Raw genomic sequence first — 25,704 nt, 5'->3', positions numbered from 1 at the left:
AATAATTGTCTCTAGAACCCTTATGTGATGGTTATAAATTTTACTAAAAATTAACGGATTACTTAAAAATAACCGTTTTCCTTTTGCATTAAGGCTTTAATCACCCTTGATATCTCAAAATAAGCAAACGCATAGTATAAATAAGCAAGATTACTTGCTGTTTAAGTTTGCTGTTTGATACCCAGTCTTTCTCAATCCTCCTTTTCCAGAGCCAAAAATGTAAATTTGGTCAAGTTTTTGCTCCAATAACATCAAAATCTCCAGGTTTTTGATATTTTATGCTTAACAAGAACTAAAGAGATTCAGAAGTTTATATCTTGATTTTTGTTGAATTAAAGTCTTATTTAAGAATATACATAGGTAGCACATTTTTCCTAATACAGATACAGTATCTTTATCTTATATTCATCAATTTTTCATAAAAACTAAATTAGTTATTTTAGCAATATTTTTACCTGGAAATAATACTAAACTTTGCAATTTTAAGCATCAGATATTAAGGGTTTAGTCAAACTACTTTACATAAGTTTAACATGTGTCTTATTGTGCCGTCATATCGGTAGGAATCATAAATAGGTAAGGTCGCAAAATAAAGGTAAACGGTCGAGGCTCAAAAAAGCCTTTGCCAGCAGGGCTTTAAAGCGAGTTAGAAAATCTCGTTGCTTAATTATTTCTTACTTTATGCCCAATTGTATAGATCAAAAATTGATAAATATGGAAATAGAATTGATTCAACTCTATGTAATGATTAAACCCAAATTCTGTATGTAGCCTTTCATAATTCTTCTGCATCACCTACCAGAACATAAAGCGCGATCGCTTTTCATTACTTTTTGGTTAGTTTGCAAATAATCGTGTAGCAAATTACAGCCCCGTGCCAGTAATTTATCCAGTTGGATATCTGCCAAATTTCGGAAAATTACTGTACCATTGCCACTACCAGCAGCCAAAGTCTTGCTGTCATGGCTGAAACTGACGCTGGTTAACTCATCTTTATCACCTTTCAAAGCAATCAGCAACGTCCCTGCTCGGTTCCAAATCCTCACTTTGTCATCGCTGCTAGCTGCTAGAGTCTTACCATCGGGGCTAAAACTGACACTGATAAAACTATCGCCATCGCCCGTGAGATTATCTAGCAAATTACCATCTCGACTCCAAATCTTCACTGTGCTATCAATACTAACTGAAGCAATGCTTTGACTATCGGGCGACCAAGCAACCCCATTCACCCGGCGGCTATGACCAGTTAATGTATATAGTAATTTACCCTCTACACTCCAGATTTTCACGGTTTTATCATCACTGGCTGAAGCTAGCAACTTGCCATCAGGGCTAAAGCTGACCCAATTCACCGCTTCTTGATGATCCTGTAAAGTATTGAGCAGTTTACCGTTGCGACTCCAAAGTTTTACTGTTTTATCTTTACTAGCGGAGGCAATTACTTGACTATCAGGCGACCAAGCTACACCCAAAACGGTATCATTATGACCTTGTAAGGTGTTGAGCAGTTTACCGTCACGACTCCAAAGCTTGACTGTTTTATCTTTACTAGCGGAGGCAATTACTTTACCATCGGGCGACCAAGCTACACCCCAAACTTGACCCTGATGCCCCGTGAATGTACGAAGTAGTTTACCATCACGACTGAAAAGTTTTACAGTTTTGTCTCGGCTTGCTGCTGCTAAGGTGCGATCGCCTGGGCTAAAACTGATGCTAGTTATCCAGTCATCATTATCAGCTTTGGGTTTTCGCAGTAACACATCATCCCAATGCCAAAGTTTAATAGTTTTGTCCCGACTCGCGGAAGCAAGGGTGCGACCATCTGGACTGAAGCTGACACTGTTAACCCAATTATTATGTCCCTTCAGAGTTCCCAGCAACACACCTTCAGAACTCCAAAGTTTGATTGTCTCATCAGTACTTGCGGAAGCGATCGTGTTACCATCACGGCTAAAACTGACGCTAGTAACTCCAGCACTATGACCTGATAAGGTTCGCAGTAGCTTTCCCTCCAGATTCCACAGTTTGATTGTCTGATCTAAACTAGCAGATGCGATCGCTTTCCCATCGGGCGACCAAGCTACACTTTTGACTGCATCCTCATGTCCCTGTAAGGTTTTGAGCAGCTTACCATCCCGACTCCACAGTTTCACTGTCTTGTCAGCACTCCCGGAAGCTAAGGTTTGACCATCATTTGACCAAGCGACACTCAAGACTGCACCATTATGTCCCTGCAAAGTTTTGAGCAGCTTACCATCGCGACTCCACAGTTTCACTGTTTTGTCTGTACTCGCCGAAGCAATAATCTGGCCATCTGGGCTGAAACTAGCACTATTCACCACACCCTGATGTCCTAATAAGGTAGCAAGCAATTGACCTTCTTGACTCCAAAGTTTTACTGTCTTGTCTTGACTGGCGGAAGCAATGATTTGACTATCTGGGCTGAAACTGACGCTATTAACTACATCTTCATGTCCCGACAAAGTTTTGACTAAGCTACCATCGGGATGCCAGAGTTTGATTGTAGTATCCGCACTAGCTGAGGCAATTAAAGAGCGATCGAGGCTGAATGTAGCACTATTGACGCCAGATAAATGCCCGTCCAAGCGGTTATATTCTCTTACCCCTGAAACTGCTTGATAAAGCGCCGTCTGTACTTGTTCTCTTGTATTGGAATCTACCCAGACTGTTTGTTGTAATTTTCTCCCTGCCTTTAAAGCTTCTTTTAAAGCATCAATACCTTTTTGTGAGGCAAAGAGGGCTTCACTGGATGCACTGAGGGTTTTAATTTCGCTATCTACTGCTGTCACTATGGAAACACTTAATCCGAAGATGGCGAGAACGGAAGCGGTTAGGGCAATTTTCAAGGAACGATTTAATTGAGCTTCACTAAGTCTTTGTTTCTTTTGACTTTCTGCAAGTTTAGCTGTTAATTCTTTTTCTTTAAGTTCAGCTCGTAATTGCTCAATTTCTAACTGACTTAATTCTTCCCGCTTGTGTAATTCTCGCAATTCTGTTAATAAGTCTAATCCCTGTTGGGGATGAGAAGCTACCAATTTAGAACGCTGCTTATTTTCACTAAGTTCGCTTTTAAGTCGCTCAATCTCAGCTTTACTTTGTTCTACTTTATAGCGCAATTGATTGAGTTGTACCTGTAAGCTCGATTCTTGTTGTTGCATGTAGCGAATCAAGTCTACTAAATAATCGTGAATCAGTTGATAGCGTTCTGGTACATCTGGAAAGAGAACTACTAAACCGGAACGCACTAAAATTTCTAATACTAAATCTAATTTGTCAGCATCTTCTAACTCTCCTAGCTGCGCTGCTAACTCAGCACGAGTTTTAAAAGGTCGGTTGTTGCTTTCATCTGTTAATAAGTATAAGACGAGTAAAGCGGCTCGTTCATTTTCTGGGCCGCAGTCTTTAATTAGTTCCTTAATATATCGTTCGATTAGTTTGTTCGGTCTATATGGCTGATATTCTTCTAATGTAGTAATGCGCTCATCTTGAATTTGCGCTCCCACAACTTGTAATTCAATCGGGCGGACTTCTCCAAACTCTGTTGACAAATCTTCGATTAAAGCATCAATTAAAGCGGGTTCTAAATTAAATTGCGATCGCTCTGTCAATTTGCGGATAATTGCTTTGGCATATTCTGGTGAAAAATTATTTAACTGATAGCGAATATGCTTATCGAGAATATTATTATTAATCGCTTCCAGTGCCGAGAGATGTTTAAAGTCTAATAACCGATGTAAATAATCTTCTCGCAAGGAAAGGATGACTTTAACAAAAGGTATATTCAGACAATCGCTAATAAATTTATCAAACTCTTGTTTTTGATTGCGATCGCTATAACCAAAGAAAAATTCTTCAAATTGGTCAAAAATTAAAACTGTGATTAAATGGCGATCGGCATTTTCTTGGAGTTGTTGTAAAATGCTACCGATAGTCAACGGTGTGCCAGGGTAAGGCAAAGCCTCTGATTCAATGCCTGCTTCTGGCTTAATATCAGCGTAAATCGCCAGGGATGTGTCACTAGACATCGCTTCACTTAAAGATTTTCCTAATTCCCGTGCCCAATCGGTATAAACTTGCAGTACCACAGGCACGGCTATTTGATCGCCAATGGCTCGATTTTGCAGTGCTGGAACTAAACCCGCCGTGACGGTAGAACTCTTACCCACCCCCGATTGACCGTGAATCACCGTCAATTTTTGATCGGCGCGGCTAATTCTGCCAATTAAGTTATTAATATCACGCTCTCGACCAGAAGCCGCAATTTCTAAAGCAATGCTACTACTTCCAGAAGGTGACATTAATGCTGGGTTTGTCGCCTGTCTTTGAGGTTGCAAGCGCCCCGCACCAATAAAAGCCCGAAAACCATACTGCTGTTCAACAGAACGCCGTTTCTGGCGAATGTAATAGGCTTCGAGATATCGCCCTTCTTCAAAGTAGAGCGATCGCAGTCTCCGCAATAAGCGAATATAACGATGGGCATCGTATTGATGGGCACTGCTTTCTAAGGCTGCTGGCAGTTCTTTTGTTGCCTTATCTAAGTATTCACGAGCGACTTCTAACTCGCCTAAATTTCGCTGTGCTTTCGCCAAAACTAAATAGTAAATTTGCGCCAGCAGTAACGGAAATAAGCAGTTATAAGGGTCATTCTGCTTTTGCGCTTCACCTAGTTTCAGCAGTGATACGTGTGCTAAGATACTCGCCTGTACCCACCGCGACTGCTGTACAGCCACTTGTGCCAGAAAACCGTAGTCACAAGCTAGTTGGATTTGAGTACCATAAGTTTGATGTAACTCCAGAGACTTTTTAGCAACAGTCTGCAATTCTTCCCATTCTTGCAGATATTGCAAAACCTCAGCAAGTTGATTAATAAATCCAGCAACTATATCTAAACGCCCAGCCACCTGCAAAATATTCAAGCACTGCTGAAAATAAGATTTAGCAGTGTACCAATGGCGGCGATTTTCGATTTGATTTTGCTCTGCAAAACGGCAATAACACAACCCAATATAAAACAACAAAATTCCCTGTCGCAGCAATAGAGGAGATGGACGATTAGGAGGCGTAGACGAAGAAAATACCCCCTCATCTCCCCCTACTCCCCCTGCTCCCTCTTCTGTCTGTGCCAACTTTTGCCAAACCTGCAAGCTTTGCTGAAAATGGCTTAAACCTATATTGATGCGATCGCTAATATAATTATCTAGACCAAAAACAAATTCTAAACTAGCGTGTAATTCTGGCTCTAAGGTAATACCACGATTGTGCAACTCTTTAATCGCAAAGTGGAGTTCATAGCTATGTTCCCAGACTTGCTCGACAGTAGAATAATGCTTTGCAACTTGAGGAGGTTGGTGTTGTGCAGCATCGTTTGCTAACACTGTGGCAAATAAAGAGTCTGTTTCCTGTTGCAGAAATTGCAGCAGTGATTGAGTTGTCATTTCAAACCGAATCGGTGTCGCCGCCCAACTTGCAAAATCTGGTGCTAAACGGACTACCTTTTGCAATATTTCCTCGTTCACCCACAAAATCATTGGAAATGGGTGGCGTTTGCGAAATTCATCCCGAATATGATTGATAGACCTCAGTAAATCGTCGAGTCCATCTACTGACTCTAAACCCAAAATCATCAACGCCGATGGCGGATTAGCTTCGGTTAGCAGTTGTAAATGAATACTTGTGTAAAGACTTCTGGCATTATGCGGCAGAACTACCTTTTGAATGTAGTGTACTCCTGAAGAAAGTTCTTCGAGTCGTTGCAGCATAAGTTCTTGCAAAACTCGATAATTGCAGCACACCAAAACCAGGGAAAATTGACCGCTAGAAAGGGTAATTGCTCTCCCCAAACTTCGTAAAGCTCGCTCGTTAGCTGCTCTGATATCTACTTGTGCGTGTCGTTCAACCATGATTTAAATTTTTCTGTCTCCGCTAAAACTGGGTTAACGGCAAACCAAGCTCCCTGATGATCGCGGTATTCAAATACAAATAGACTTCGCAAAAGGGTATGGTATTCTATATCACCTCTAACTCGTTGCTGTTGCACCACCTGAAAGATTAGTTCCCACTCATGGGGGTCGATAGCGTTGGTTCGGTAATCACGCTGTCTTCGGATTACCAATTCAACACATTCCCGGTCAAAGGGTGGATCTTGTTCTCGCAGACAGTCAAACAGTAAACCTAGTAAATCGCGTACATGACCACCACTTATCAAGCACAATCGATCTAAGGTTTCCAGACTATCAAACACCTCTGTAATTAAGCCTAACCGATCGCTAGGTAAAATGTCTGGGAAAGCTCTAGCTAGCACCATTTGCCGCATCATTGCTAGCCCTTGGGGAAAAATCTCGCCAGAGCGCAAACGCACAGGTATCATCGGTAAAACTTTTGGTGCGACTCCTCCCCCCAAACGATGCTGAAGTTCGGCGCTATCGTTGGAGAAAGTCAAGGCTAGGGGGATAGTGTAGACTACATGACAATTCAGTTTGCGTAACTGTTCGCCACGCTGAATAAATAAATATTCTGGCAGCGATCGCCCCGATGGTAAAGGTCGAATTGCGACTCGATCCAAGTTATCAACAATTACCACCAGTCCTTTTTTACCCCTGGTTTTCAATTCTTTGTTGGCACGTTCTAGTAATTCTTGATTAATTGACTGTAAAATATTTGCGGTTCGCGGTTCGAGATAATCTCTTAACCGCCGCCGTAATTGCGGACTTTCTTTCGTTTTCGCGGTAATTTTGGCAATCCCCACAGACAATTCTGCTTCTACCCCAAGGTCAATTGGCGTTTGCAGAAAATCAACAAGTTCACCAAACAACTTAGTAAAGTATCTAGATTTAAGCCTAATTTTCATTGCTTCTAAGCTTTCACTTACCTGTCCAGCGATCGCTAACAAAATATCAGTCACATCCACATCCGCCATTTCTAAGACATGGGTAGACTCAAAGTAAACTACATGAAATTGCTGCGCTTCCAATTCAGCTTTCAAGCGCAACAACTCTGTTGATTTTCCACAACCGAGATGTCCTGTAAATAGTTGACAGGTTGGTATATCTGGCGATATTCTAGCGATCGTGCGCTGCAAAGCTTCAATGATTTTGCCACCCCGCACCGCAGCAAAATCGATATAGTACCTGCGATCGCTAGGGTTTCCTATAATTAGAGGTCTGCTGGGATTGCAAGCCTGATAAAATCTTTCTAAATCTAGGAGCATAACTAATCGAGTTCACTTAGGAATAGGGATGACAAAATCTGCTGAATAAATATAAATATATTGATTTTAAGGAATTTCTCCCTTAATCTAAGAACATTTCAATTAAACTACTAACTAAATTAACAGCATTTCGGATAATCGTTCATATCTGAGATTGGACATAACACATAGCAATGCTGATTTAATTTTAAGTAAGCAAAAATACTATTATAAGTATAAATAGCAAGAATCTTGAATTTGAAATAAGTTCCTCTTATGAATATTAAAAATATCCAACCTCAAAAAAGGTACTGTTAAGTACAATTTTGTAGTGCTATTGAATATATAGCGGTTCTGAATGTTTCAGTTTGCAAAAATTAGAAAGGTTCAACTGAACTGTCTAGCGATCGTCGCCATTGGCAGATACAGGTGTTTAGGCTGGCCGGGAAACACAGTAAATCCCTGATATAGCAGGAGGCAGAAGGCAGAAGGCAGGAGGTAAAACTATTACTGTTCCTAGCTTTCACTCTTTTAAAATGTCCTAACCTATGTGACTACGGCTATATTCAGAAAAAGACCGCACCTGCTCATTTTTGGCATCCACCATCACCGCCATCGTTGCAATCTCACTCATTAGGACACGCCACAGGGCATCGATGAGGCCGCAGGTGCGTAAATGTAGCCCACCGTAGGTATCGTAAAATGCTGTATTGTTAAAAATCCAGAAAATAAATTTAGAAAGGATTAAGGTTGAATTTTTACCGCATCAACTCATCTATCTTCAGGCAGATTTTAGAAAAATCAAAAAGCAAATATGGTGTTAGTAGCAATTAAATTCTGGTTTACTCAGTTGCAACTAATAGTCTGTCAAGCCAAAATTACGCTTGTGAAGATTAGGGTGCATGTTAAAGGGGAAGGGATAAAACACCCCAAAACGTCTTTTGCTGCTCTTATCAAAGTGCAAGTAGCAGAAGATGCTTAGAAAACCCGTGATTCAGAACGAGTTGCCACCGTGGCACACGAGTACACTCACTTGCAGTAATTTGTCAATAGGAGGCTATTTAATCCATGAAAAGCTTTTTCAGCCTAGCCGCAGTGCAGGTAGCGTCTAGTTTGGCACTCTGTGCGACTTCTATCATTGCTTCTACTAATCTGGCTCAAGCTGCTGACTTAACATTTAACTGGAAAGGTGATGCTGGTTATTCGGCTTCTGGCTCGTTCAGCTACGATGAAACCACTACCCCAGCCATAATTTCCGAAAGTGGTGCGGGAGCTACAAAAGCCTTGCAGTCACTCAATGTTTCTTTTTTCAATCCATCACAGGAGTTGATTGAAACTAACAACGAAGTTGTTAATGGTGTATCAAGCAATCAGTTTTTCGAGTTTAACTTTGACACGACTACAGGTAATTTGTTTGGGGCTTTTGATGTTGGTACTGGTAATAGCATAGGTGATGTTTTTCTCAGCAATGTTGAGGCTCCAGGTCGTATTTTCATCTCTCCGGGAGCGACCTCTTATCTCTACCAAAATACTACAGCAGACTATAGTCAATTATTCGATTCAAGTACGAATCAGATTAAAGCATCTACGGTTCCTGAACCGACAACTGTTTTGGGAACCCTGCTAGTTGGCATATTGGGTATAGCACTCAGCAGCAACAAAATTGCATTCTTCTCAAGAAAGCCAAAGAAAGCGCCTTCCCCTATAAATTGCGGTTTAGATGAATTTGCAAACATTATCATATAGACCGGGAACACTTTCTTCTTCGTTTTACCCTTTATTTTGCTTAACTGAACAGTATTGACACAAGGAAGAATTTACCCTGAAGTCAGGGCGAAAAATCCTTAAAAATGCTCAGGAAGTAATCTACAAACCCATTAAGTATAAAATTATCTTGTCATGTAGCTTGTCAGGCAAAATATGCTTTATCAGCGCTCCGATTTTGGCATCTTGTCCAACAAGGTAGCGTGTCTTGGGTTGTTTTGCAGTCAGCGCATGGACAACAACTTGAGCCACAATATCCGCAGAAATTCCTCTAGATGCGATAATCTGCATTTTTTTGCGGACAATATTCATCGCTTGACCATAGAGATTGTGTGCCGTTTCGGGTAGATCCTGCTGTGCTACTTCAGATTGACTCAGGGACTTGTCCCAGATTGGGGTAGCAATAGAACCAGGTTCAACAATTGAAACCGAGATTCCCCAAGGTCGTAACTCCATCCGCATCACATCAGTAAGTGCTTCCAAAGCGAATTTAGAAGCATTGTAAGCACCCAAAAATGGCGTAGGACTTCTACCAGCAATGGAACCCATATTGACAATTCGACCTTGACTTTGGCGTAAAAGACCAAGAAATGCTTGTGTCACTGCTAATTGTCCAGTGACATTAACCTGCATCTGGTATTGAAAATCAGCGATCGCTAATAATTCTAACGGGCCAGGTACAGCAATTCCGGCATTATTCACTAAACCTAAAATCCCCGCACCACCAACTGCATTTGTTACTTTCTCAACCGCAGCTGCGATCGATTCAGCATCAGTAACATCTAAAAAAATCGGAATCAGCCTTTGTGACCCTTTCTGTTTAAGTGTTTGAGCATCAGCATCTTGACGCACTCCACCAAAAACAAAGAAGCCCAATTGGTCTAAAAGCAAAGCACACGCTTGACCAATTCCTGTTGAGGCTCCTGTAACCACTACTGTACGTTGATTTTCTACAACCATTAATTTTCTTTGATGATAAGCTGCCGTAATTACGAATTACGAATTATGAATTAGTATCAATCTTTGCAAGTGCCAGCACGAAGGCAATCTTCGGTTTGATCATCTCTAGCCGATATTTGCCACGGCAAGATGCGTGACTGAGCATTTGTACTGTAAGCAATTAAAGCAGGTGTTGTGGGAAAATGGTTTTTAACAATTGTCACATCACAACTAGAAGTCTTGCCTAGCTCAACATTGTATAAATAAACAGGCAATGCCATGAGGGCAATGCAAATTATCCGGTTCATACCCAACCTCAGCTAACAATTTCCGATTACCATCTGTATAGATGCCACCTTGATGAACCGGATTTTTAAAACTGAGTATTAAATGTTGATGTTGTGGCAATTTACTCAGCGCTACTAGTGGTCTGTCAAGTCTAAATTGATGGGTAAACCAGTTCGTAGTCAGGACTTTAGTCCTTCATTCTCTAAACACTAAAGTGCTTACTACAAACTTCTCAAAATCAATAGGACAGACTACTAACCGCAGAGACATGATTTCTAAATTATCGGTTCCACCCTTTTTTATTTTAGGTTAGGCATTGCCTACAAGATGTCTTCCTACTTACTTATGCAGATGCAATCCCAAAAAACAGGACAAAAACCCACAGCACTCAAAAACATATCTTAGTAGCTGCATTCCCCAGATAAAATAATGAAGAGTGCTGAGTCACCAAAATGGTCGATGACCGATAAAAAAAGATACAAGCCCATAAATAAATTTTAAATGAATTTAGGGGATTGTAATGCGTGAATTTTGAATTTTAAATTTGGAGCGAAGCGACGTGACGCCTTCACAAGACGTAGATACTGTAAACGTTCCTAACCTGGACTCAGAAGAATATGGCAACTCAGACACCGATCCTCTTGATGAGTTGCCTGGTGAAGTCGAAATGTCCCTTTTCGACCATCTAGAAGAGTTGCGGCAACGGATTTTCTATTCGTTGATTGCTGTAGCGGTGGGCATTATTGGCTGTTTCTTTGCCGTTAAGCCGATTGTCCAGTTACTTGAGGTTCCAGCACAAGGAGTCAAATTTCTCCAACTTGCACCTGGAGAATATTTCTTTGTCTCCTTGAAAGTTGCCGCCTACACTGGCATCGTACTTACTAGTCCTTTCATTCTTTACCAGATTATCCAGTTTGTGCTTCCAGGACTGACTCGCCGCGAACGCCGCTTACTGGGGCCTGTGGTTTTGGGTTCGAGTGTACTATTTGGGGCGGGTTTAGTATTTGCCTATTTACTCCTGATCCCCGCAGCATTGAAATTTTTCATTAGTTACGGAGCAGATGTAGTTGAACAACTTTGGTCAATTGATAAATATTTTGAATTTGTCCTGCTATTGTTATTTAGCACTGGTTTGGCATTTCAAATTCCGATCATCCAACTGTTGCTCGGTAATTTGAACATTGTCTCGTCAGAACGGATGATTTCTGGTTGGCGTTACGTAATTATGGGAGCAGTGGTTTTAGGAGCCGTCCTCACGCCTTCTACTGACCCCCTGACTCAAAGTCTCTTAGCGGGAGCAGTTTTAGCGCTTTATTTCGGTGGTGTTGGATTGGTGAAGCTTACAGGTAAATAATATAGGTTACAGGTTACAGGAAATAGGTAAAAAGATTTTCATGCTTGGTTTTTGAGCAAATGTTGATTAACTATAGTGATTTTGAAAAAATCGAGATTCATGTTGGCAAGGTCATTAAAGTTGAAGAGTTTCCTAAAGCTAAAAAACCAGCTTATAAATTGTGGATAGATTTTGGCGATTTGGGCATCAAAAAATCTAGTGCCCAAATTACAAAAAACTATAAGCAAGAGGAATTAATCAACAGATTAATATTAGCTGTTACTAACTTTTCACCCCGTCAAATTGCCGATTTTATATCGGAAGTTTTAGTCTTAGGAGTTGTTTTAGATAATGGGGAAGTTGTATTAATTCAGCCAGATAGAGATGTAGCGGTGGGCAAAAGAATTATATAACATACTGTGGTACTTTTGGATAAAAATACTGTAATTACTTATAAGTTCATTAATCTTAATGCAATACTAGGTCATAATATCCATTCCGAAGAACGTTCGCCCAAATCGAGAGGAATGCTAACAGCTTTGCCAAGCCGGGGGCGATCGCGGGTTTGGGCAATAAAAGTTTGTACCTGTGTTGACCCGCCCAAGGCGTGAAGATAATTGGCAATGCTATCGAGATGTTCTTGGTACTCCACCTCACTCAAGGGAAAAGAAGCTTGCTCCAGATATTTCCACATTACTTGCAAAAATATCTTTCCCTGTGCCCGCCGGAACTGGACATCATAAGAATATCCCCACTTATCAAGCAACATCTGGTGTAATTCTTGTCCTGTCATAGCTTTTCTCAATCAGATTTTACATTTAGTTATGATGTTAAGTTCCGTGACTCCAGTATGATAAGGATATAAAGAAATGTAATGCTAACAGAAAAGATGCTAAATATATCTTGGAACAAAGAAGTATGGCATCGTTGCGAGCGCTAGCATTTCGACTTAGACAAGAGTTGCTCAAGTACTAGTACTTTTGTCAAAATGCTTAACAAAATACACAAAGAGCGCGTAGATTATGGCTCAATTTTCTGAATCAGCAGACGTGCCCGATATGGGGCGTCGTCAGTTCATGAATCTGCTCACTTTTGGGACTGTCACTGGAGTAGCTCTGGGTGCATTGTATCCCGTTGTCAAGTACTTTATTCCACCAGCAGCAGGTGGCGCAGGTGGCGGTGTAACGGCAAAAGACGAGTTAGGTAACGATGTTAGCGTCGCTAAATTTCTAGAAAACCGGAATGCAGGCGATCGCAACCTAGTTCAAGGACTAAAGGGAGATCCTACCTATATTGTGGTAGACAGTAAAGAGGCGATCAAAGATTATGGCATTAACGCCATTTGTACCCACTTAGGTTGTGTCGTCCCCTGGAACGTTGCTGAGAACAAATTCAAGTGTCCTTGTCATGGTTCTCAGTATGACGAAACTGGTAAAGTTGTTCGGGGGCCAGCACCTTTGTCTCTGGCTTTAGCCCATACCAAAGTCAACGACGACAAAATCGTTTTAACCCCTTGGACTGAAACCGACTTCCGCACAGGTGATGCACCTTGGTGGAGTTAATCAGTGCTGAGTTATGAGTGCTGAGTGCTGTTAGCGGAAGCGGGGCGTTTAGCCCGTGCTGAGTAAGGGATAAGGGAGATGAGGGAGTGAGAAAGATGAGGGAGTGAGGGAGAAATAACCCATACCCAATGACGCCAGTCGCCTCAAATCGGGAAACCCGCCCATAGCGCTGGTTCCCAATGCCCAATGCCCAATGCCCAATGCCCAATAACTAATTCAATTGTCGCCCTTATAGAGATGAGAAATGTTTTCATAACAGCGAGATTAACTCGCACTGCTAGAGCGATTGTAAAAACATTGCTCATAGCGATCGCCACTGTGACATTTTACTTCACCAGCGATCTAGCCCTTCCTCAATCAGCTGCCGCCTATCCCTTTTGGGCACAGCAAACCTATCCCGAAACCCCCCGCGAACCAACCGGGCGGATTGTTTGTGCCAACTGTCACCTAGCCGCCAAGGTTACAGAAGTGGAAGTTCCCCAATCGGTGCTACCTGACACTGTATTTAAAGCTGTGGTGAAAATCCCCTACGATCTGAGCGCCCAGCAAGTTGGTGCCGATGGTTCTAAGGTTGGCTTGAACGTCGGTGCAGTACTGATGCTACCCGAAGGCTTTAAGATTGCTCCTGAAGATCGTCTTTCCGAAGAACTTAAAGAAGAAGTTGGCGACACTTTCTACCAACCCTACAGCGAAGACAAAGATAACGTCGTCATTGTCGGCCCTTTACCCGGTGAACAGTATCAGGAAATCGTCTTCCCAGTTCTTTCTCCCAACCCCGCAACCGACAAAAATATCCACTTCGGTAAATATTCAGTTCACGTAGGTGGTAATCGGGGACGCGGACAAGTTTATCCCACAGGTGAAAAGAGCAATAACTCTGTTTACAACGCTTCCGCTACTGGCACAATTACTAAGATTGCCAAAGAGGAAGATGGAGACGGTAACGTTAAATATCTAGTCAACATCCAACCTGAATCGGGTAATGTTGTCGTTGATACGATTCCCGTAGGGCCAGACTTGCTTGTTTCCGAAGGGCAAACAGTTAAGACTGGTGATGCTTTGACTAGCAACCCGAACGTCGGTGGATTCGGTCAAATAGATTCAGAAATCGTACTGCAAGACGCCTCTAGAGTCAAATGGATGATTGCGTTTATCGCTCTTGTAATGTTGGCTCAAGTTATGCTTGTGCTGAAGAAGAAGCAGGTTGAAAAAGTTCAAGCTGCTGAAATGAATTTCTAAATTCTTTGCTAAATTATTACTTGTAGGACAGGCATCTTGCCTGTCTTTTTTAACGTTAGTTATACGAAGCCTGGAAGTTTGGGGCTTAGGATTGCTATAGAAAATTTACCTACTGGTAGACACGATATGGGTAGGACAGGCTTAGTTGTGGGCGCGAGCGGTATCATCGGCAGCAATCTTGCGAGAGAACTGATCGCGAATGGATGGACGACCTATGGGTTGGCCCGAAATCTTAAAAAAGGGGTGGAAGGGTTACGCCCTGTTGCTGCCGATCTGCTCGATCTAGCTAGCCTGAAAACTGCGCTGTCAGACATCGCCCCGACGCACATCTTCATCACGACGTGGATGCGTAATGCGACCGAGGCCGAGAATGTCAGGGTCAACGGCACGATGGTTCGCAATCTGCTGGATGTTCTGTCACCGAAGGACTCAGTGCAGCACGTCGCCCTCGTCACTGGCCTCAAGCACTATCTCGGGCCATTCGATGCATACGCCAGAGGCGGATCGCTGCCAGAAACTCCATTGCGCGAGGAGCATCCCCGACTCGACATCGAAAATTTCTATTATGCTCAGGAAGATGAGGTCTATGCCGCCGCCGCGCGTGACGGTTTCACCTGGAGCATTCATCGCCCTCACACTGTCATTGGAAAGGCGGTCGGCAATTTGATGAACCTCGGCACGACGCTGGCCGTGTATGCCGCGATCTGCAAGGAAACCGGGCGCCCGTTCCGCTGGCCAGGTTCTGAAGCGCAGTGGAAGGGCATCTCCGACATGACCGACGCGCGGGTGCTGGCGAAGCACCTAGTCTGGGCGGCGAAAACCGAAGCGGCCCACAACGAGGCGTTTAACGTCGTCAATGGCGACATCTTCCGCTGGATATGGTTGTGGGGGCGGGTGGCTGACTGGTTCGGCATCGATCCCATCGGCTTCGACGGCACAACCCACCCGCTCGAAGCCGAAATGGCGAATGAAGGTGCTGTCTGGCGCGAGATCGCAAAGCAGCATGACCTCGCCGAGCCGGATCTGAGCCGTCTATCATCTGCATGGCACACCGATCTCGATCTTGGGCGTCCGATTGAGGTTATGACCGACATGTCGAAGAGCCGCAAACTCGGCTTCTCCATATACCAGAAAACAGACGAGTCGTTTTTTGATCTGTTCGAGCAACTACGCGCAGATCGGTTGATCCCGTAGAACCTCCGTGGGTGGCACTGGTAGCGTTTTATGGGTGCTGAACGATAAGAACTCGCCCTAACCAGCAGTTGCAACCAACCCCCTGCGTGGGCGCCTGAACGTGGATATTATACTTTGCAACATAAGTAAAGCTAATAAATTAGCTCAAGATATCAGCACAATTCTCGCACCAAAAAATGGTGATAGCGCTATTTCAGAGAATTTTGTCAAGGAGTTGCGTGAAAATTGAATTAGAGGAATATCTGGGGGAGAATCCCAGTTTTTTGCAAAGAGGGCGAAAATCAGTCAGGATAATATAAGTAAGATAAGTGTATTTACTTATCAATGACCCTAGTATAAAAGCAAGCTCTTCAAGAACATATTCAAGCGATCGCTAATGTATTCGTGATGGACACGAACGCATTTGGAATATCATTGACTAATTAGCGCCTGATGTACAATGTCGAGAAGTACTTGGTTGGTTCCATTTGAAAGAAAACCTTCACAAAGTTAGGGGTTCACAAAAACGCTTGAAACAAGCACAAGCTCTTCTATGGAAAGGTCATTCATATCGGGGAAATACACTCTGAAGACCTCAGCTTTTGGTCACAAGCAAACTGTGTATTGCAATAACTAATAGAAGAACAGCAACAATCAATCAGACAAAGTAAAGAAATCTTTCTCTAGGTGATGGCGCAACTCTTAACGCCTTCGCTCAATCCTTGTGGTGCCTGCCACTGCTACAAACCCACTTGTTGAGTAGTAAATACTAATAATAATCATTCTCCAGGGGAGAAGCTACCAAAGTGATACAATCTAGCCAACAACATCCTACGGGGTAAGATGGATGCTGATAGATACAGTTCTCCGCAACCACTATAAAATTGTAGAGCTTTTAGGAAGCGGTGGGTTCGGCGATACCTATTTAGCTGAAGATTTAGATTTGCCTAACAAGCCCAAGTGTGTTGTCAAACACTTAAAACCAAAAACCTCTGATGCAAGAGTTTTACCAATTGCCAGACGATTATTTGAAAAAGAGGCAGAAGTTTTATACCGCTTAGGAAACCTGAGCAAGCAAATACCCAAATTATTCGCTCATTTTGAAGAAAATGGGGAATTTTATCTCGTACAAGAATTCGTGGATGGACAGAACTTGTCTACAGAGATAATTCCTGACCAGGCGTGGAATGAGGCTCAAGTAGTTCAACTCTTGCAGGAAATTCTTGAAGTTTTAGTAGTGGTACATGAGCAGAATATTATCCACCGAGATATCAAGCCGCAAAACTTGATGCGCCGACGCGATGATGGCAAGATTATGCTGATTGACTTTGGAGCAGTTAAAGAAATTAAAGGTTTGGCACAAAACACTCAAGGTCTAGTGACTTCGACTATTATCATTGGCTCCAATGGTTATATGCCTAATGAACAAGCTAGTTCTAAGCCAAGATTGTCTAGCGATATCTTTGCAGTGGGGATTCTTGCTATTCAAGCTTTAACAGGTAGAATACCTCAAGAATTTTCAGAGGATGCAAATGGCGAAATTATCTGGCGTCATTGGACAAATGTCAGCGATCGCCTAGCTGATATCTTAACAAAAATGGTGCGTTACAACTTTAGCCAACGCTACCAGTCAGCAGCAGAGGCGTTACAAGCACTGACATCCTCAACATGGACTACTGTCATAGCTTCAACTTATTCAGTTTCTCCTGTAAAACCAAAATCAACAAACAGGCGGATATTTGGATTTAATGGGAAAGTTTTAGCTGGAACTGTAGTCGGAGTAGGAATAGTGGCGATGCTTGCATTATCTTATTTTCCCAAACAGCAATCTCCTCAAAAAACTGAAAAAACTGAAAAAACCCAAAAAACTGAAGAATTTCTTTCACTACCTTGCAGTTCGGAACTAACTTCACTTTCCTCAACTAGAAAACCCGATATAAAGTTTTCAGATGGTACTAAATATTATGGGGCTAGAGATAAAAATAACAAACTATTTGGTAAGGGAGTAATGATATTTAAGAATGGTAGTCGATACGATGGAGAATTCAAGAATAATCAGCGCAATGGTTGTGGCATATTTTCATATTCCCCAAACACCAGTTTTTATAGAGATTATGTAGGTCAATTTGTCAACGATAAATTTGAGGGGCTAGGAAAAATTAGATGGAAAGATGGTCGTGAGTATCGAGGCAATTTTAAAGCTGGGCACTGTGATGGGCAAGGAATATTTCAATTCGCAAATGGCTCTTTTAAGAGTGGGATTTGGCAGAAGGGAGAATTGCGAGGAAGCAATTTATCATGTAATATATAGAAAAACTTAATGTAATACGTGTAGTGGGCTGAATAATGATAAATATTAATATTGAATGTAAATCAGGTTTCTTAACAAAAAATGAAACAAAAGTCATCTAAAAAATTGAAATTCATTGTTTCTACTGCTTCGTTACTCTTCTTCGCCAGCTTTGGTGTAGTTGTTCTGCCACAGGTAACTCTAGCACAACGGGAACAACCAAGCCAAACTCCAGCAACACCAGAGCAAACTCCAGCGACTCCAGAGCAAACTCCAGCAACTCCAGAGCAAACTCCAGCAACTCAAAACCAAATTCCGGCGACTCCAGAGCAAACTCCAGCAACTCCAGAGCAAACTCCGGCAACTCCAGAGCAAACTCCGGCGACTCCAGAGCAAACTCCAGCAACTCCAGAGCAAACGCCGGCAACTCCAGAGCAAACTCCAGCAACTCCAAACCGAACTCCGGCAACTCCAAACCGAACTCCGGCTAACCCGGACGAAACCCCCGTCAAACCAAAACAACCTTCAAGTCCTAATTCAAATCCAGGTACAAGACAAAGACAAAGACAAAGACAAAACCCACAAGCCCCAACTCGAACACCAGACTCAGGCTCAACTCCAAACTCCCAACCAGCACCTTCATCTCCTGTAATTAGAGGACGAGGGTAGAACTTTTTGATTTACAATATTTAGTAATTTGGAGATAGAGAATTCAGAATTCAGATTTAAAGCTAGTTTTAAGCTAGTTGATACCTGAGTTCTGAGTTCTTACTGGTGACTAAAATTAATCATAATATTAATAATTAATGCAACAGAAAATGATACGTAGTATGTATTTTTGTAGTACTTTCAAATTTAGTTTAACAACAATAGCAGTATTGATCTCGCTTCAATCGTATGCCACTGCGCAAGTCACTATTAGTCAACCAAACTATTCTCAAGTTTCTCCTCAAGTTAAATCAAATCCTTTACCATTACAGTCAAATATTCCTGACTACTCTGAGCGAAAGCGCCGATTATTACTCAAATTCCAGCATCCCATAAAGCCAATAATTCCCAATACTTCTGAGCAAGAAATCCATTTGCTACTTAAACTTAATGAACGAAAACTTTACGTTTATCGGGGTGATAGTTTACAAGCCAGCTACCCAGTAGCTATTGGTAAACCTGGATGGGAAACACCTACAGGCAAATTTAAAATTATTCACATGGTACAAAACCCAGCTTGGGAGAACCCTTTCGTTCCTAATAGAGAAATTGTTGCTCCAAGTTCAAATAATCCTCTAGGAGAACGTTGGATTGGATTTTGGACGGATGGAAAGGACGAAATTGGATTTCATGGTACTCCGAATGTAAAATCTGTTGGGCAAGCAGCTTCTCATGGTTGCGTTCGGATGTATAACAAGGATGTGCGTAAACTCTATGAATTTGTGAAAATCGGAACGCCTGTACTAGTGAGTAAATGATAAACTTCAGTACTAATATTCACTACTAATATAAGGTGGGCATTGCCCACCTTACTGCTGTTAATTACTTTTTGTCAGACTGATAGTGGACGATAAACGCGATAGTTGATTTCGGGGAAGATATTATCCATTAATTCGACTTTTTCTAGCCAACCACTATCAATTTTGCCAACTTTAACATCTTCATAGAGCTTATTAAACCGCATCAGGTGCGATCGCGTCCGTCTAACAGCATAGGGGACCATTGTTCCCGTCCGCATAATAAATGCCCAGTCGGAAGATTGTGCTAATAACAATTCTCGCGCTGCTTGGTTCAAGGCTTTCCACCCCAACTCATCTTCTGGTTCCAAGTCCGAGATTTCAATCATCCGTTCAGCAGCTTTGTGTAAATGCGGATAAATCCATGCATTCGTTTCATTCAACCAATACTCGTGGAAACCCTTGAAACCCCAACTCGACTGCGAAGGACGACAGACTTGCTGCGTCGGTTGCTCTCGCAAATAGTCTGCTAAATGGGTCATTCGATATGTTCCTTGGTCATACCACGACTTGCGAAATAGGTAATCGATGAACCAAGGGCCTTCATACCACCAATGTCCAAATAACTCTGCGTCATAAGGCGAAACGATAATTGGTGGGCGCTGCATTAGATCATAAAGATGCTCAGATTGCCGCTCTCGGTTATACATAAAGTTAGCAGCGTGTTCTGCGGTCTTTTCCCTAGCCCAATAAGGATCGTAAAGTGCCTTATCTGACAGTCCTAAACCACGTCCAGTAATTTTGTGATATTTAATGCCCGTGTTTTTGCGTTGACCATTGGGCATAATGTAGGGCTTGATGTACTCATATTCTGCTTCCCAGCCCAAATCTTTGTAAAATTCTCGATATTCCGCCGCCCCAGGATAGCCTACCTCAGAAGACCATACCTGTTGGGAAGATTCCTGATCTCGACCAAAGACCGCAACACCAGTTTCTGTATAAATTGGGGCATAAGTACCAAAGCGGGGACGGGGACGAGCATAAAGGATGCCATGCCCATCAGTGAGGAAGTAGCGCAACCCAGCATCAGCCAGCATCCGCTCTAAACCTTCATAATAGGCACATTCCGGCAACCAAATGCCTCTGGGTGCTTGTCCAAAGGTTTGTTCGTAATGTTCGCAGGCTACTTGAATTTGCGCCCACACCGCTTGGGGATACATTTTCATCAACGGCAAATAGCCGTGAGTCGCGCCGCAGGTGATGATTTCTAGGTTGTTACTGTCTTGGAACTTCTTAAAAGCTGTCACCAAGTCACCGTCGTAACGTTCCCATAGCTGACGCGTTTCCTTAAACTCAGTAGTGTAATATTCGGCTAAATAACGAATATGCCCGTTGTTAACATTATGTTCTGCTTCTAGTTGTATAAGTTCTTCTAGTTGGGCTAAGTGTGCTTCATAGCGTTCTTGAAGTAGAGGATCGCGGAGCATCGACACCAGAGGTGGTGTCATACTCATGGTGATTTTAAAGTCGATACCATCTCGCTTTAAGCCTTCAAATACTTTTAATAAGGGGATGTAGGTTTCTGTGATGGCTTCATAGAGCCATTCTTCCTCCAGCACGTAGTCACTTTCTGGGTGACGAACGAAGGGCAGATGTGCATGGAGTACAAGCGCGACGTAGCCGATAGCCATAGTGATTTTGGGGTGATACTTGTAAGTTGAAGGTCGAGAGGTTTGGCTGAAATTAACAATATTTTAAGACTTTATGGGAATTGTAAAGTAGATTTGTAGCAGTTTTAAATGAATTTAAAAGCCTTGTACCAATCTTTCAGCCCCTTATCATTCCTCTTCTAGTTGTTGGTTGGCTTATTGCAGTAGAAAAATCGGGTTTCTAAGTTACAGTATTTTTGTTATCTTTGTGCTTTGGCAGTTTAATAATTATTTTTGAGCCACTTTCGCGTACTTTCAGTTTCATTCCTTCCTTGCGGGATGCTGTTTGCGTTCGACAGGCTCAAGAACCATCAAAGCTTCGGCATGACACTTCGACAAGCTCAGTACGGAGACTCTCAGTCAAAGGGTTTAAATCCACGTCTGAAATTCTCTTTTATTTGAGACGATACGCGTAGCTTGCTTCCCTGTAAGGGTACAATTTTGAATTTTGAATTGTTAATTTTGCCTTCTCTAGTGAAGTTGAGTTTGATGAGCGATTGCCAGAATTATACAAAAGAACGCTGAACTTGAACGCTGAAACTTGTAACAATGGTGATGTTATTTCGTCATCAGCCAGTAAGGTTGCACTTGGTATTTAATTGGGCAGCTTCGTAATTCTAAGTCTGAGGTTATCCAACGGACTTTATCAAATATTGTTTGGCTCATAGCATTATTTTCCCATGCCTAGTTTAGAGATAAAATTCTATTTTTCAGAGTATTTGGTCAGGGTCAATACCTGCATTTCGCAAGCGTTCGGCCAATATTGCAGCCCGTTGACGTTCTTGCTCTAATTGTTGATTTGCTTGCTCTAATTGTTGATTTGATTCTTCCTCTGGCAACATCACCAACTGTCCATCTGGTGTAAAAAAGCGTAATTTGCCCAAATATACTGCCAAATACAGCCCTAACTGTTGACTCCACAACCAACCCAACTCAGTAGGTACAAGGTCTTGATATTGCCCATCAACTATGTGAAATCCTTGTAATTCTAAGTTATTTGGGTCAAACCAAAAGTAATCTGGAGTGCGAAATGTATTCTGGTAAATTTGCTTTTTTAAACCTTTATCAACCGAGGCAGTGGAATTAGATAACAGCTCAATAATCACATTGGGATATTTGCCATCTTCTTGCCACACAACCCAGCTTTTGCGGTCTTTTTTCTCTGTATCTAAAACCACAAAGAAATCAGGGCCTCGAAATTCTTCTGACTTTTTCTGGTTGGGACTGAAATAGATCGTCAGGTTGCCGGTAGCATAAAAATCCTGACGATCGCGCCACCACCATTTCATCAGGCGGATGAGTAAATCAATTTGTTCGCGGTGTAAATCAGATTCTAAAGGGTGTTCGTCACTATAGATATCACCTGGTGGGAAAATTATACTCTCAGTGACAGCTTGTAAACTAGGGGTGGTAGCAATGGGCTGAGACATACAAGATACTTTTTCTGTTTGTATCTATGCTATCGTGACCAACCTTTGCATTATGAATGCAAAGGTGCAACTCTTCGTAGACATCGCATTCCTTATTCCTCATCCCGATATAACTCCTGCAAGTCTTGTAACTGAGTCTTTCGGGAAATCCGGCGATATTTTTTACTTTCTAGCTTGGGTTCGTATTGACTCTGCCCTTTGCTTTTGCTTTTGCTTTTTAACTTCATAGTGGATTCTGGATCGGCTTGCTGGTGCAGTTGTGTTTGATGAGCGATCGCAGCGTCCAAAAATTCTAAATAATGTTCATATCGCTCCCAGTCTCCCCGCACCACACACTCAGGCTCGTCTCGATGCAGACAATTACTAAACCGACACCTAGCAACTGCTAACCGCTTTCTTGCTTCTGGGAAATAATAAATTAATTCTTCTGGGATACAATCCATATCCGGCTGATTAAAACCGGGAGTGTCAGCCAGTAAACCACCGCTAGGTAACTCAAATAATTCTATATGGCGAGTAGTATGACGACCACGAGCTAGTTTTCCAGAAACTTCTCCAACTCGCAGTTCAAGAGAGTCAATTAGTGTATTAATCAGGCTGGATTTCCCTACACCAGAAGGCCCAGCGATTACAGTAATTTTATTGCTCAGGTATTTGGCTGCTTGCTCAGTATTTATACCATCTCTAACACTAATAAATATCGGCTGATAGCCCCAACCGAGCAGGCGATCGCTAACTTGTTGTTGTTCCGACGGTGAAATTAAATCACTTTTATTCAAACATAAAAGTACATCTAAGTTAGTAGACTCAGCTTTAATTAGAAACCGACTTAGCTGATAAGGTTCCAAAGGTGGATCGGCAACAGCAAATACCAATAGAATTTGGTTGACATTGGCGATCGCCGGACGATCTAACTCACTTTGACGGGGTAGAACATCAGCGATTGCACCCCGTCCTCCAGCCCAATCTGGTTCTTCAACCACAACGCGATCGCCTACCATCACCTGTTGTCCAATTTTTTTCAGGCGTGTTCGGCGAGTACAAAGCAAAAGAGAAGGTAAGGGGGCAGAGGGGCACGGGGGCAGAGAGGCATTTAAATTCAGTTTCTCCTCTGCTCCCTTGCTTCTGTGCTCCCCATCCTCTCGATCTAGCTGTACTCGGTAAAAATTAGCCTGTACAGCCACCACCGTACCCAATAATTGTCCAGTTGCGGCAAAAATTTCCCCTGTCATTGGCCAGCAACTGGACGGCGCACTAATAGAGAAAAATAACTAGTGCAGTCTGTAATTTGTTCTACTTGATAACCTACCATTGCCAAACTATCAGGAACCTGCTCAATCGGCTCACCTGGGTCTAACCAGACTTCTAGCAAACCTCCCAATGGCATTTTCTCTAGACGTAGTTTTGTCCGCACAAAATTAATTGGGCAAGGGGTGCCGCGTAAATCAAGTTGAGCATCGGGAGTTAAAACAGAAGAGGTCATGATCACTTAAATAAATTTCCCAAGAATCCTTCTAAACCGCCTTTACCAGTTCGATCCCCCTTAATTTTAGCCAGCTTCTCCAACAGTTCCCTCTCCTCCGGGGTAACTTTATTGGGAATATCAATTAATACGTTCAGCATGTGATCGCCACGACTTACGGGATTACCCAAGCGAGGTACGCCGCGATTTTCCAATTTCATTACTGTATTCGGCTGAGTTCCTGCTGGAATTATCAGTTCTACTGGCCCATCTACGGTATCTACCTCTAACCGACAACCTAAAATCGCTTGCAGGTAGCTAACTTTGATTTCCGAAAGAATATTAATGCCATCGCGTTGGAATTCCTCGTCTTCATTCACGAACAAGTAAACGTACAAATCCCCAGCAGGGCCATTACGTTGACCAGCATCGCCTTCATTAGAAATCCGCAAGCGAGTGCCATTATCCACCCCTGCTGGAATGGTTATTTTGAGTTTCTTAGTGACTTGATTTGCGCCCTTACCATCACAAGCATCACATTTATCTTCAATTACCATCCCTGTGCCATTACAGGTGGGACAAGTCGAGACTTGAGTGAAACTGCCAAAGGGTGTTCTGGTCACACGGCGTACTTGACCCGATCCGCTACAAGTCGAACAAGTCCGAGGGCGGGTTCCAGGTTTAGCACCAGAACCGCTACAAACTTCACAATTTTCTAGATGAGAAATGCGAATTTCTTTTTCGCCGCCAAATATCGCTTCTCGAAAGTCTAACTTCAAGTCTAGCCGCAGGTCATCACCCCTGGCTGGCCCACTGCGCCGTCTTTGTTGCGTGGGATTACCCATACCGCCAGCAAAGCCACTGAAAATGCTTTCAAAGATATCGGCAAAACCACCCATATCGCCGACATCTTGAAAGCCCGCGCCAGCACCAGATACACCCTCTGGGCCAAAGCGATCGTAACGAGCGCGGGTTTCGGGTTCTGAGAGTACCTCATAAGCGCGGTTAATTTCTTTAAAGCGATCCTCCGCCCCCGGTTCTTTGTTCACATCTGGGTGATACTTCCGGGCTAGACGGCGATAGGCTTGTTTGATTTCTTCTTTGTCAGTGTCACGAGAGACACCCAGGATTTCATAGTAGTCGCGGGCCATATAGCAAAGGTAAAAGTTAGAGGAAGAAAGCAGAAGTCAAAGCCCTTCGGGCAGGGAAAAGGTTAAAGGGGAAGGTGGGGCCCCCTCTGGGGATAAGGGGAAAGGGGTCTTAGGGTTCCCCATAACTAAAGTTAGGGGCTTGATACAAGGACGCTGCATTTCTCGCACTATGTGTCTCGAAATACATCTTTTTTCTTTTCCATGTTTAAAAACAGGGGCTTGTACCCTTTCCCCCTTCCCCCTCTTCGGTCAGTAGAACGTCATTCACGGTCACTTGCTACCCTATGGATTAAGTGTTTTGCCTACAGATATGCAAGAGCAATACACTATCTTTAGAGGGTGGCTTGCCGGAGGGCAGGCAGAAGATAAAATTAATTTTTGTTAATAACTGATTTTACCCTTTACCTTTTACAAAAATCACCGACAAATCTTGAGCAACAGGTGCTTTCCTCGTGGGAGACGACAAAAGCTATAGAAGTTAAGAGCTGGTTGTAAGCCTTTGCTCAGACTTCTCACTGCCGAGTCGGCTGTCTATTTTACAATTGTGCTACGTAGGAGAGGAAAACTCGCCCATCAACCAGAGGGGCTAGCCGCACCATTAGGTGTGGAAAACCACCCTTATGCTTTGGATTGGCTTTGAACTTACACATTGCCTAGCCCAAAGTAATTTGCTTCTACAATCTAGCAAACCGCTGGGGTCTTGTAAAACTTC

Annotated in this window: 20 protein-coding genes and 1 pseudogene; 11 read left to right on the top strand and 10 right to left on the bottom strand. The window is 42.7% G+C overall.

Going from position 1 to position 25,704, the window contains the following annotated elements; translation table 11 throughout:
• Positions 1-791: 791 nt before the first annotated feature.
• A complete protein-coding gene (locus tag V7K79_RS08520; protein ID WP_335046557.1) occupies positions 792-5,921 on the bottom strand; it encodes an nSTAND1 domain-containing NTPase in 5,130 nt (1,709 codons plus the stop codon).
• Complete coding sequence (locus V7K79_RS08515) at positions 5,897-7,228, bottom strand: P-loop NTPase fold protein (RefSeq protein ID WP_335046555.1); 1,332 nt, start codon at positions 7,226-7,228, stop codon at positions 5,897-5,899. The genes V7K79_RS08520 and V7K79_RS08515 overlap by 25 nt, the downstream gene beginning before the upstream one ends.
• A 1,047-nt stretch (positions 7,229-8,275) precedes the next feature.
• Between V7K79_RS08515 and V7K79_RS08510 the strand changes: the two genes are divergently transcribed.
• Positions 8,276-8,953, top strand: a complete 678-nt coding sequence (locus V7K79_RS08510) for a PEP-CTERM sorting domain-containing protein (RefSeq protein ID WP_335046553.1) — start codon at positions 8,276-8,278, stop codon at positions 8,951-8,953.
• Positions 8,954-9,073: 120 nt separating this feature from the next.
• Here the strand turns inward: V7K79_RS08510 and V7K79_RS08505 are convergent, their stop codons facing one another.
• Entirely contained in the window at positions 9,074-9,931 is an 858-nt protein-coding gene (locus V7K79_RS08505; RefSeq protein ID WP_335046551.1) for an SDR family oxidoreductase, read from the bottom strand.
• 56 nt (positions 9,932-9,987) lie between these two features.
• Entirely contained in the window at positions 9,988-10,218 is a 231-nt protein-coding gene (locus tag V7K79_RS08500; RefSeq protein ID WP_335046549.1) for a hypothetical protein, read from the bottom strand.
• A 539-nt stretch (positions 10,219-10,757) separates the two neighbouring features.
• On the opposite strand from V7K79_RS08500, the gene tatC reads away from it, so the two are divergent.
• Together tatC and V7K79_RS08490 are read left to right on the top strand one after the other, a co-directional pair.
• A complete protein-coding gene (gene tatC / locus V7K79_RS08495; protein WP_335046547.1) occupies positions 10,758-11,552 on the top strand; it encodes a twin-arginine translocase subunit TatC in 795 nt (264 codons plus the stop codon).
• A 59-nt stretch (positions 11,553-11,611) separates the two neighbouring features.
• Positions 11,612-11,944 (top strand): tRNA-binding protein, encoded by a 333-nt coding sequence (locus tag V7K79_RS08490; RefSeq protein ID WP_335046544.1) that lies wholly within the window; start codon positions 11,612-11,614, stop codon positions 11,942-11,944.
• Positions 11,945-12,015: 71 nt separating this feature from the next.
• Here V7K79_RS08490 and V7K79_RS08485 read toward each other — a convergent pair whose 3' ends face one another.
• On the bottom strand, positions 12,016-12,324 hold the full coding sequence (locus tag V7K79_RS08485) for a DUF3067 family protein (protein WP_335046542.1): 309 nt from the start codon (positions 12,322-12,324) through the stop codon (positions 12,016-12,018).
• Positions 12,325-12,553: 229 nt separating this feature from the next.
• Here V7K79_RS08485 and petC point away from each other — a divergent pair, with 229 nt between their 5' ends.
• The 7 genes and pseudogenes from petC (at position 12,554) to V7K79_RS08450 (ending at position 19,261) form a co-directional block, all read left to right on the top strand.
• The gene (gene petC, locus V7K79_RS08480; protein ID WP_335046540.1) at positions 12,554-13,093 is read left to right on the top strand and encodes a cytochrome b6-f complex iron-sulfur subunit; all 540 of its coding nucleotides are present in this window, start codon (positions 12,554-12,556) and stop codon (positions 13,091-13,093) included.
• A gap of 237 nt (positions 13,094-13,330) precedes the next feature.
• Positions 13,331-14,332: a cytochrome f gene (gene petA, locus V7K79_RS08475; RefSeq protein WP_335046623.1), complete on the top strand. Its 1,002-nt coding sequence runs from the start codon at positions 13,331-13,333 to the stop codon at positions 14,330-14,332.
• A 147-nt stretch (positions 14,333-14,479) separates the two neighbouring features.
• Entirely contained in the window at positions 14,480-15,526 is a 1,047-nt protein-coding gene (locus V7K79_RS08470; RefSeq protein ID WP_335046538.1) for an SDR family oxidoreductase, read from the top strand.
• 377 nt (positions 15,527-15,903) lie between these two features.
• Positions 15,904-16,068: pseudogene (locus tag V7K79_RS29960) on the top strand (ISKra4 family transposase); the annotation flags it as partial.
• Between the two features lie 284 nt (positions 16,069-16,352).
• Positions 16,353-17,816: a protein kinase domain-containing protein gene (locus V7K79_RS08460; RefSeq protein WP_335046537.1), complete on the top strand. Its 1,464-nt coding sequence runs from the start codon at positions 16,353-16,355 to the stop codon at positions 17,814-17,816.
• 81 nt (positions 17,817-17,897) lie between these two features.
• Entirely contained in the window at positions 17,898-18,464 is a 567-nt protein-coding gene (locus V7K79_RS08455; protein ID WP_335046535.1) for a hypothetical protein, read from the top strand.
• Between the two features lie 209 nt (positions 18,465-18,673).
• Positions 18,674-19,261, top strand: coding sequence for a L,D-transpeptidase (locus tag V7K79_RS08450; RefSeq protein ID WP_335046534.1), 588 nt, complete (start codon positions 18,674-18,676; stop codon positions 19,259-19,261).
• A 74-nt stretch (positions 19,262-19,335) separates the two neighbouring features.
• Here V7K79_RS08450 and V7K79_RS08445 read toward each other — a convergent pair whose 3' ends face one another.
• The 5 genes from V7K79_RS08445 to dnaJ all read right to left on the bottom strand — a co-directional run bounded on the left by V7K79_RS08445 (position 19,336) and on the right by dnaJ (position 24,992).
• Complete coding sequence (locus V7K79_RS08445) at positions 19,336-20,931, bottom strand: glycoside hydrolase family 57 protein (protein ID WP_335046533.1); 1,596 nt, start codon at positions 20,929-20,931, stop codon at positions 19,336-19,338.
• 728 nt (positions 20,932-21,659) lie between these two features.
• Entirely contained in the window at positions 21,660-22,379 is a 720-nt protein-coding gene (locus V7K79_RS08440) for a Uma2 family endonuclease (protein WP_335046531.1), read from the bottom strand.
• Positions 22,380-22,471: 92 nt separating this feature from the next.
• Positions 22,472-23,611: a small ribosomal subunit biogenesis GTPase RsgA gene (gene rsgA, locus V7K79_RS08435; protein WP_335046529.1), complete on the bottom strand. Its 1,140-nt coding sequence runs from the start codon at positions 23,609-23,611 to the stop codon at positions 22,472-22,474.
• Positions 23,608-23,865, bottom strand: a complete 258-nt coding sequence (locus tag V7K79_RS08430) for a sulfurtransferase TusA family protein (protein WP_335046621.1) — start codon at positions 23,863-23,865, stop codon at positions 23,608-23,610. Before V7K79_RS08430 ends, rsgA begins: the two co-directional genes overlap by 4 nt.
• Positions 23,865-24,992, bottom strand: a complete 1,128-nt coding sequence (dnaJ, locus tag V7K79_RS08425) for a molecular chaperone DnaJ (RefSeq protein WP_335046527.1) — start codon at positions 24,990-24,992, stop codon at positions 23,865-23,867. Before dnaJ ends, V7K79_RS08430 begins: the two co-directional genes overlap by 1 nt.
• A 499-nt stretch (positions 24,993-25,491) precedes the next feature.
• On the opposite strand from dnaJ, the gene V7K79_RS08420 reads away from it, so the two are divergent.
• On the top strand, positions 25,492-25,632 hold the full coding sequence (locus tag V7K79_RS08420; protein WP_335046524.1) for a hypothetical protein: 141 nt from the start codon (positions 25,492-25,494) through the stop codon (positions 25,630-25,632).
• Positions 25,633-25,704: the final 72 nt, after the last annotated feature.

Origin of the sequence: Nostoc sp. (assembly GCF_036917575.1) — a bacterium.
Taxonomy (GTDB): Bacteria; Cyanobacteriota; Cyanobacteriia; order Cyanobacteriales; family Nostocaceae; genus Nostoc.
The sequence above is the reverse complement of the archived record's forward strand: the minus strand, read 5'-3'. Positions and strand labels throughout refer to the sequence as shown.

Bases quoted from the DNA above. Each gene is read 5' to 3' on its own strand.
- V7K79_RS08520 (WP_335046557.1), bottom strand. From the start codon at position 5,921: ATGGTTGAACGACACGCACAAGTAGATATCAGAGCAGCTAACGAGCGA.
- V7K79_RS08515 (WP_335046555.1), bottom strand. From the start codon at position 7,228: ATGCTCCTAGATTTAGAAAGATTTTATCAGGCTTGCAATCCCAGCAGA.
- V7K79_RS08510 (WP_335046553.1), top strand. From the start codon at position 8,276: ATGAAAAGCTTTTTCAGCCTAGCCGCAGTGCAGGTAGCGTCTAGTTTG.
- V7K79_RS08505 (WP_335046551.1), bottom strand. From the start codon at position 9,931: ATGGTTGTAGAAAATCAACGTACAGTAGTGGTTACAGGAGCCTCAACA.
- V7K79_RS08500 (WP_335046549.1), bottom strand. From the start codon at position 10,218: ATGAACCGGATAATTTGCATTGCCCTCATGGCATTGCCTGTTTATTTA.
- V7K79_RS08490 (WP_335046544.1), top strand. From the start codon at position 11,612: ATGTTGATTAACTATAGTGATTTTGAAAAAATCGAGATTCATGTTGGC.
- V7K79_RS08485 (WP_335046542.1), bottom strand. From the start codon at position 12,324: ATGACAGGACAAGAATTACACCAGATGTTGCTTGATAAGTGGGGATAT.
- petC (WP_335046540.1), top strand. From the start codon at position 12,554: ATGGCTCAATTTTCTGAATCAGCAGACGTGCCCGATATGGGGCGTCGT.
- petA (WP_335046623.1), top strand. From the start codon at position 13,331: ATGAGAAATGTTTTCATAACAGCGAGATTAACTCGCACTGCTAGAGCG.
- V7K79_RS08460 (WP_335046537.1), top strand. From the start codon at position 16,353: ATGCTGATAGATACAGTTCTCCGCAACCACTATAAAATTGTAGAGCTT.
- V7K79_RS08455 (WP_335046535.1), top strand. From the start codon at position 17,898: ATGAAACAAAAGTCATCTAAAAAATTGAAATTCATTGTTTCTACTGCT.
- V7K79_RS08445 (WP_335046533.1), bottom strand. From the start codon at position 20,931: ATGGCTATCGGCTACGTCGCGCTTGTACTCCATGCACATCTGCCCTTC.
- V7K79_RS08440 (WP_335046531.1), bottom strand. From the start codon at position 22,379: ATGTCTCAGCCCATTGCTACCACCCCTAGTTTACAAGCTGTCACTGAG.
- rsgA (WP_335046529.1), bottom strand. From the start codon at position 23,611: ATGACAGGGGAAATTTTTGCCGCAACTGGACAATTATTGGGTACGGTG.
- dnaJ (WP_335046527.1), bottom strand. From the start codon at position 24,992: ATGGCCCGCGACTACTATGAAATCCTGGGTGTCTCTCGTGACACTGAC.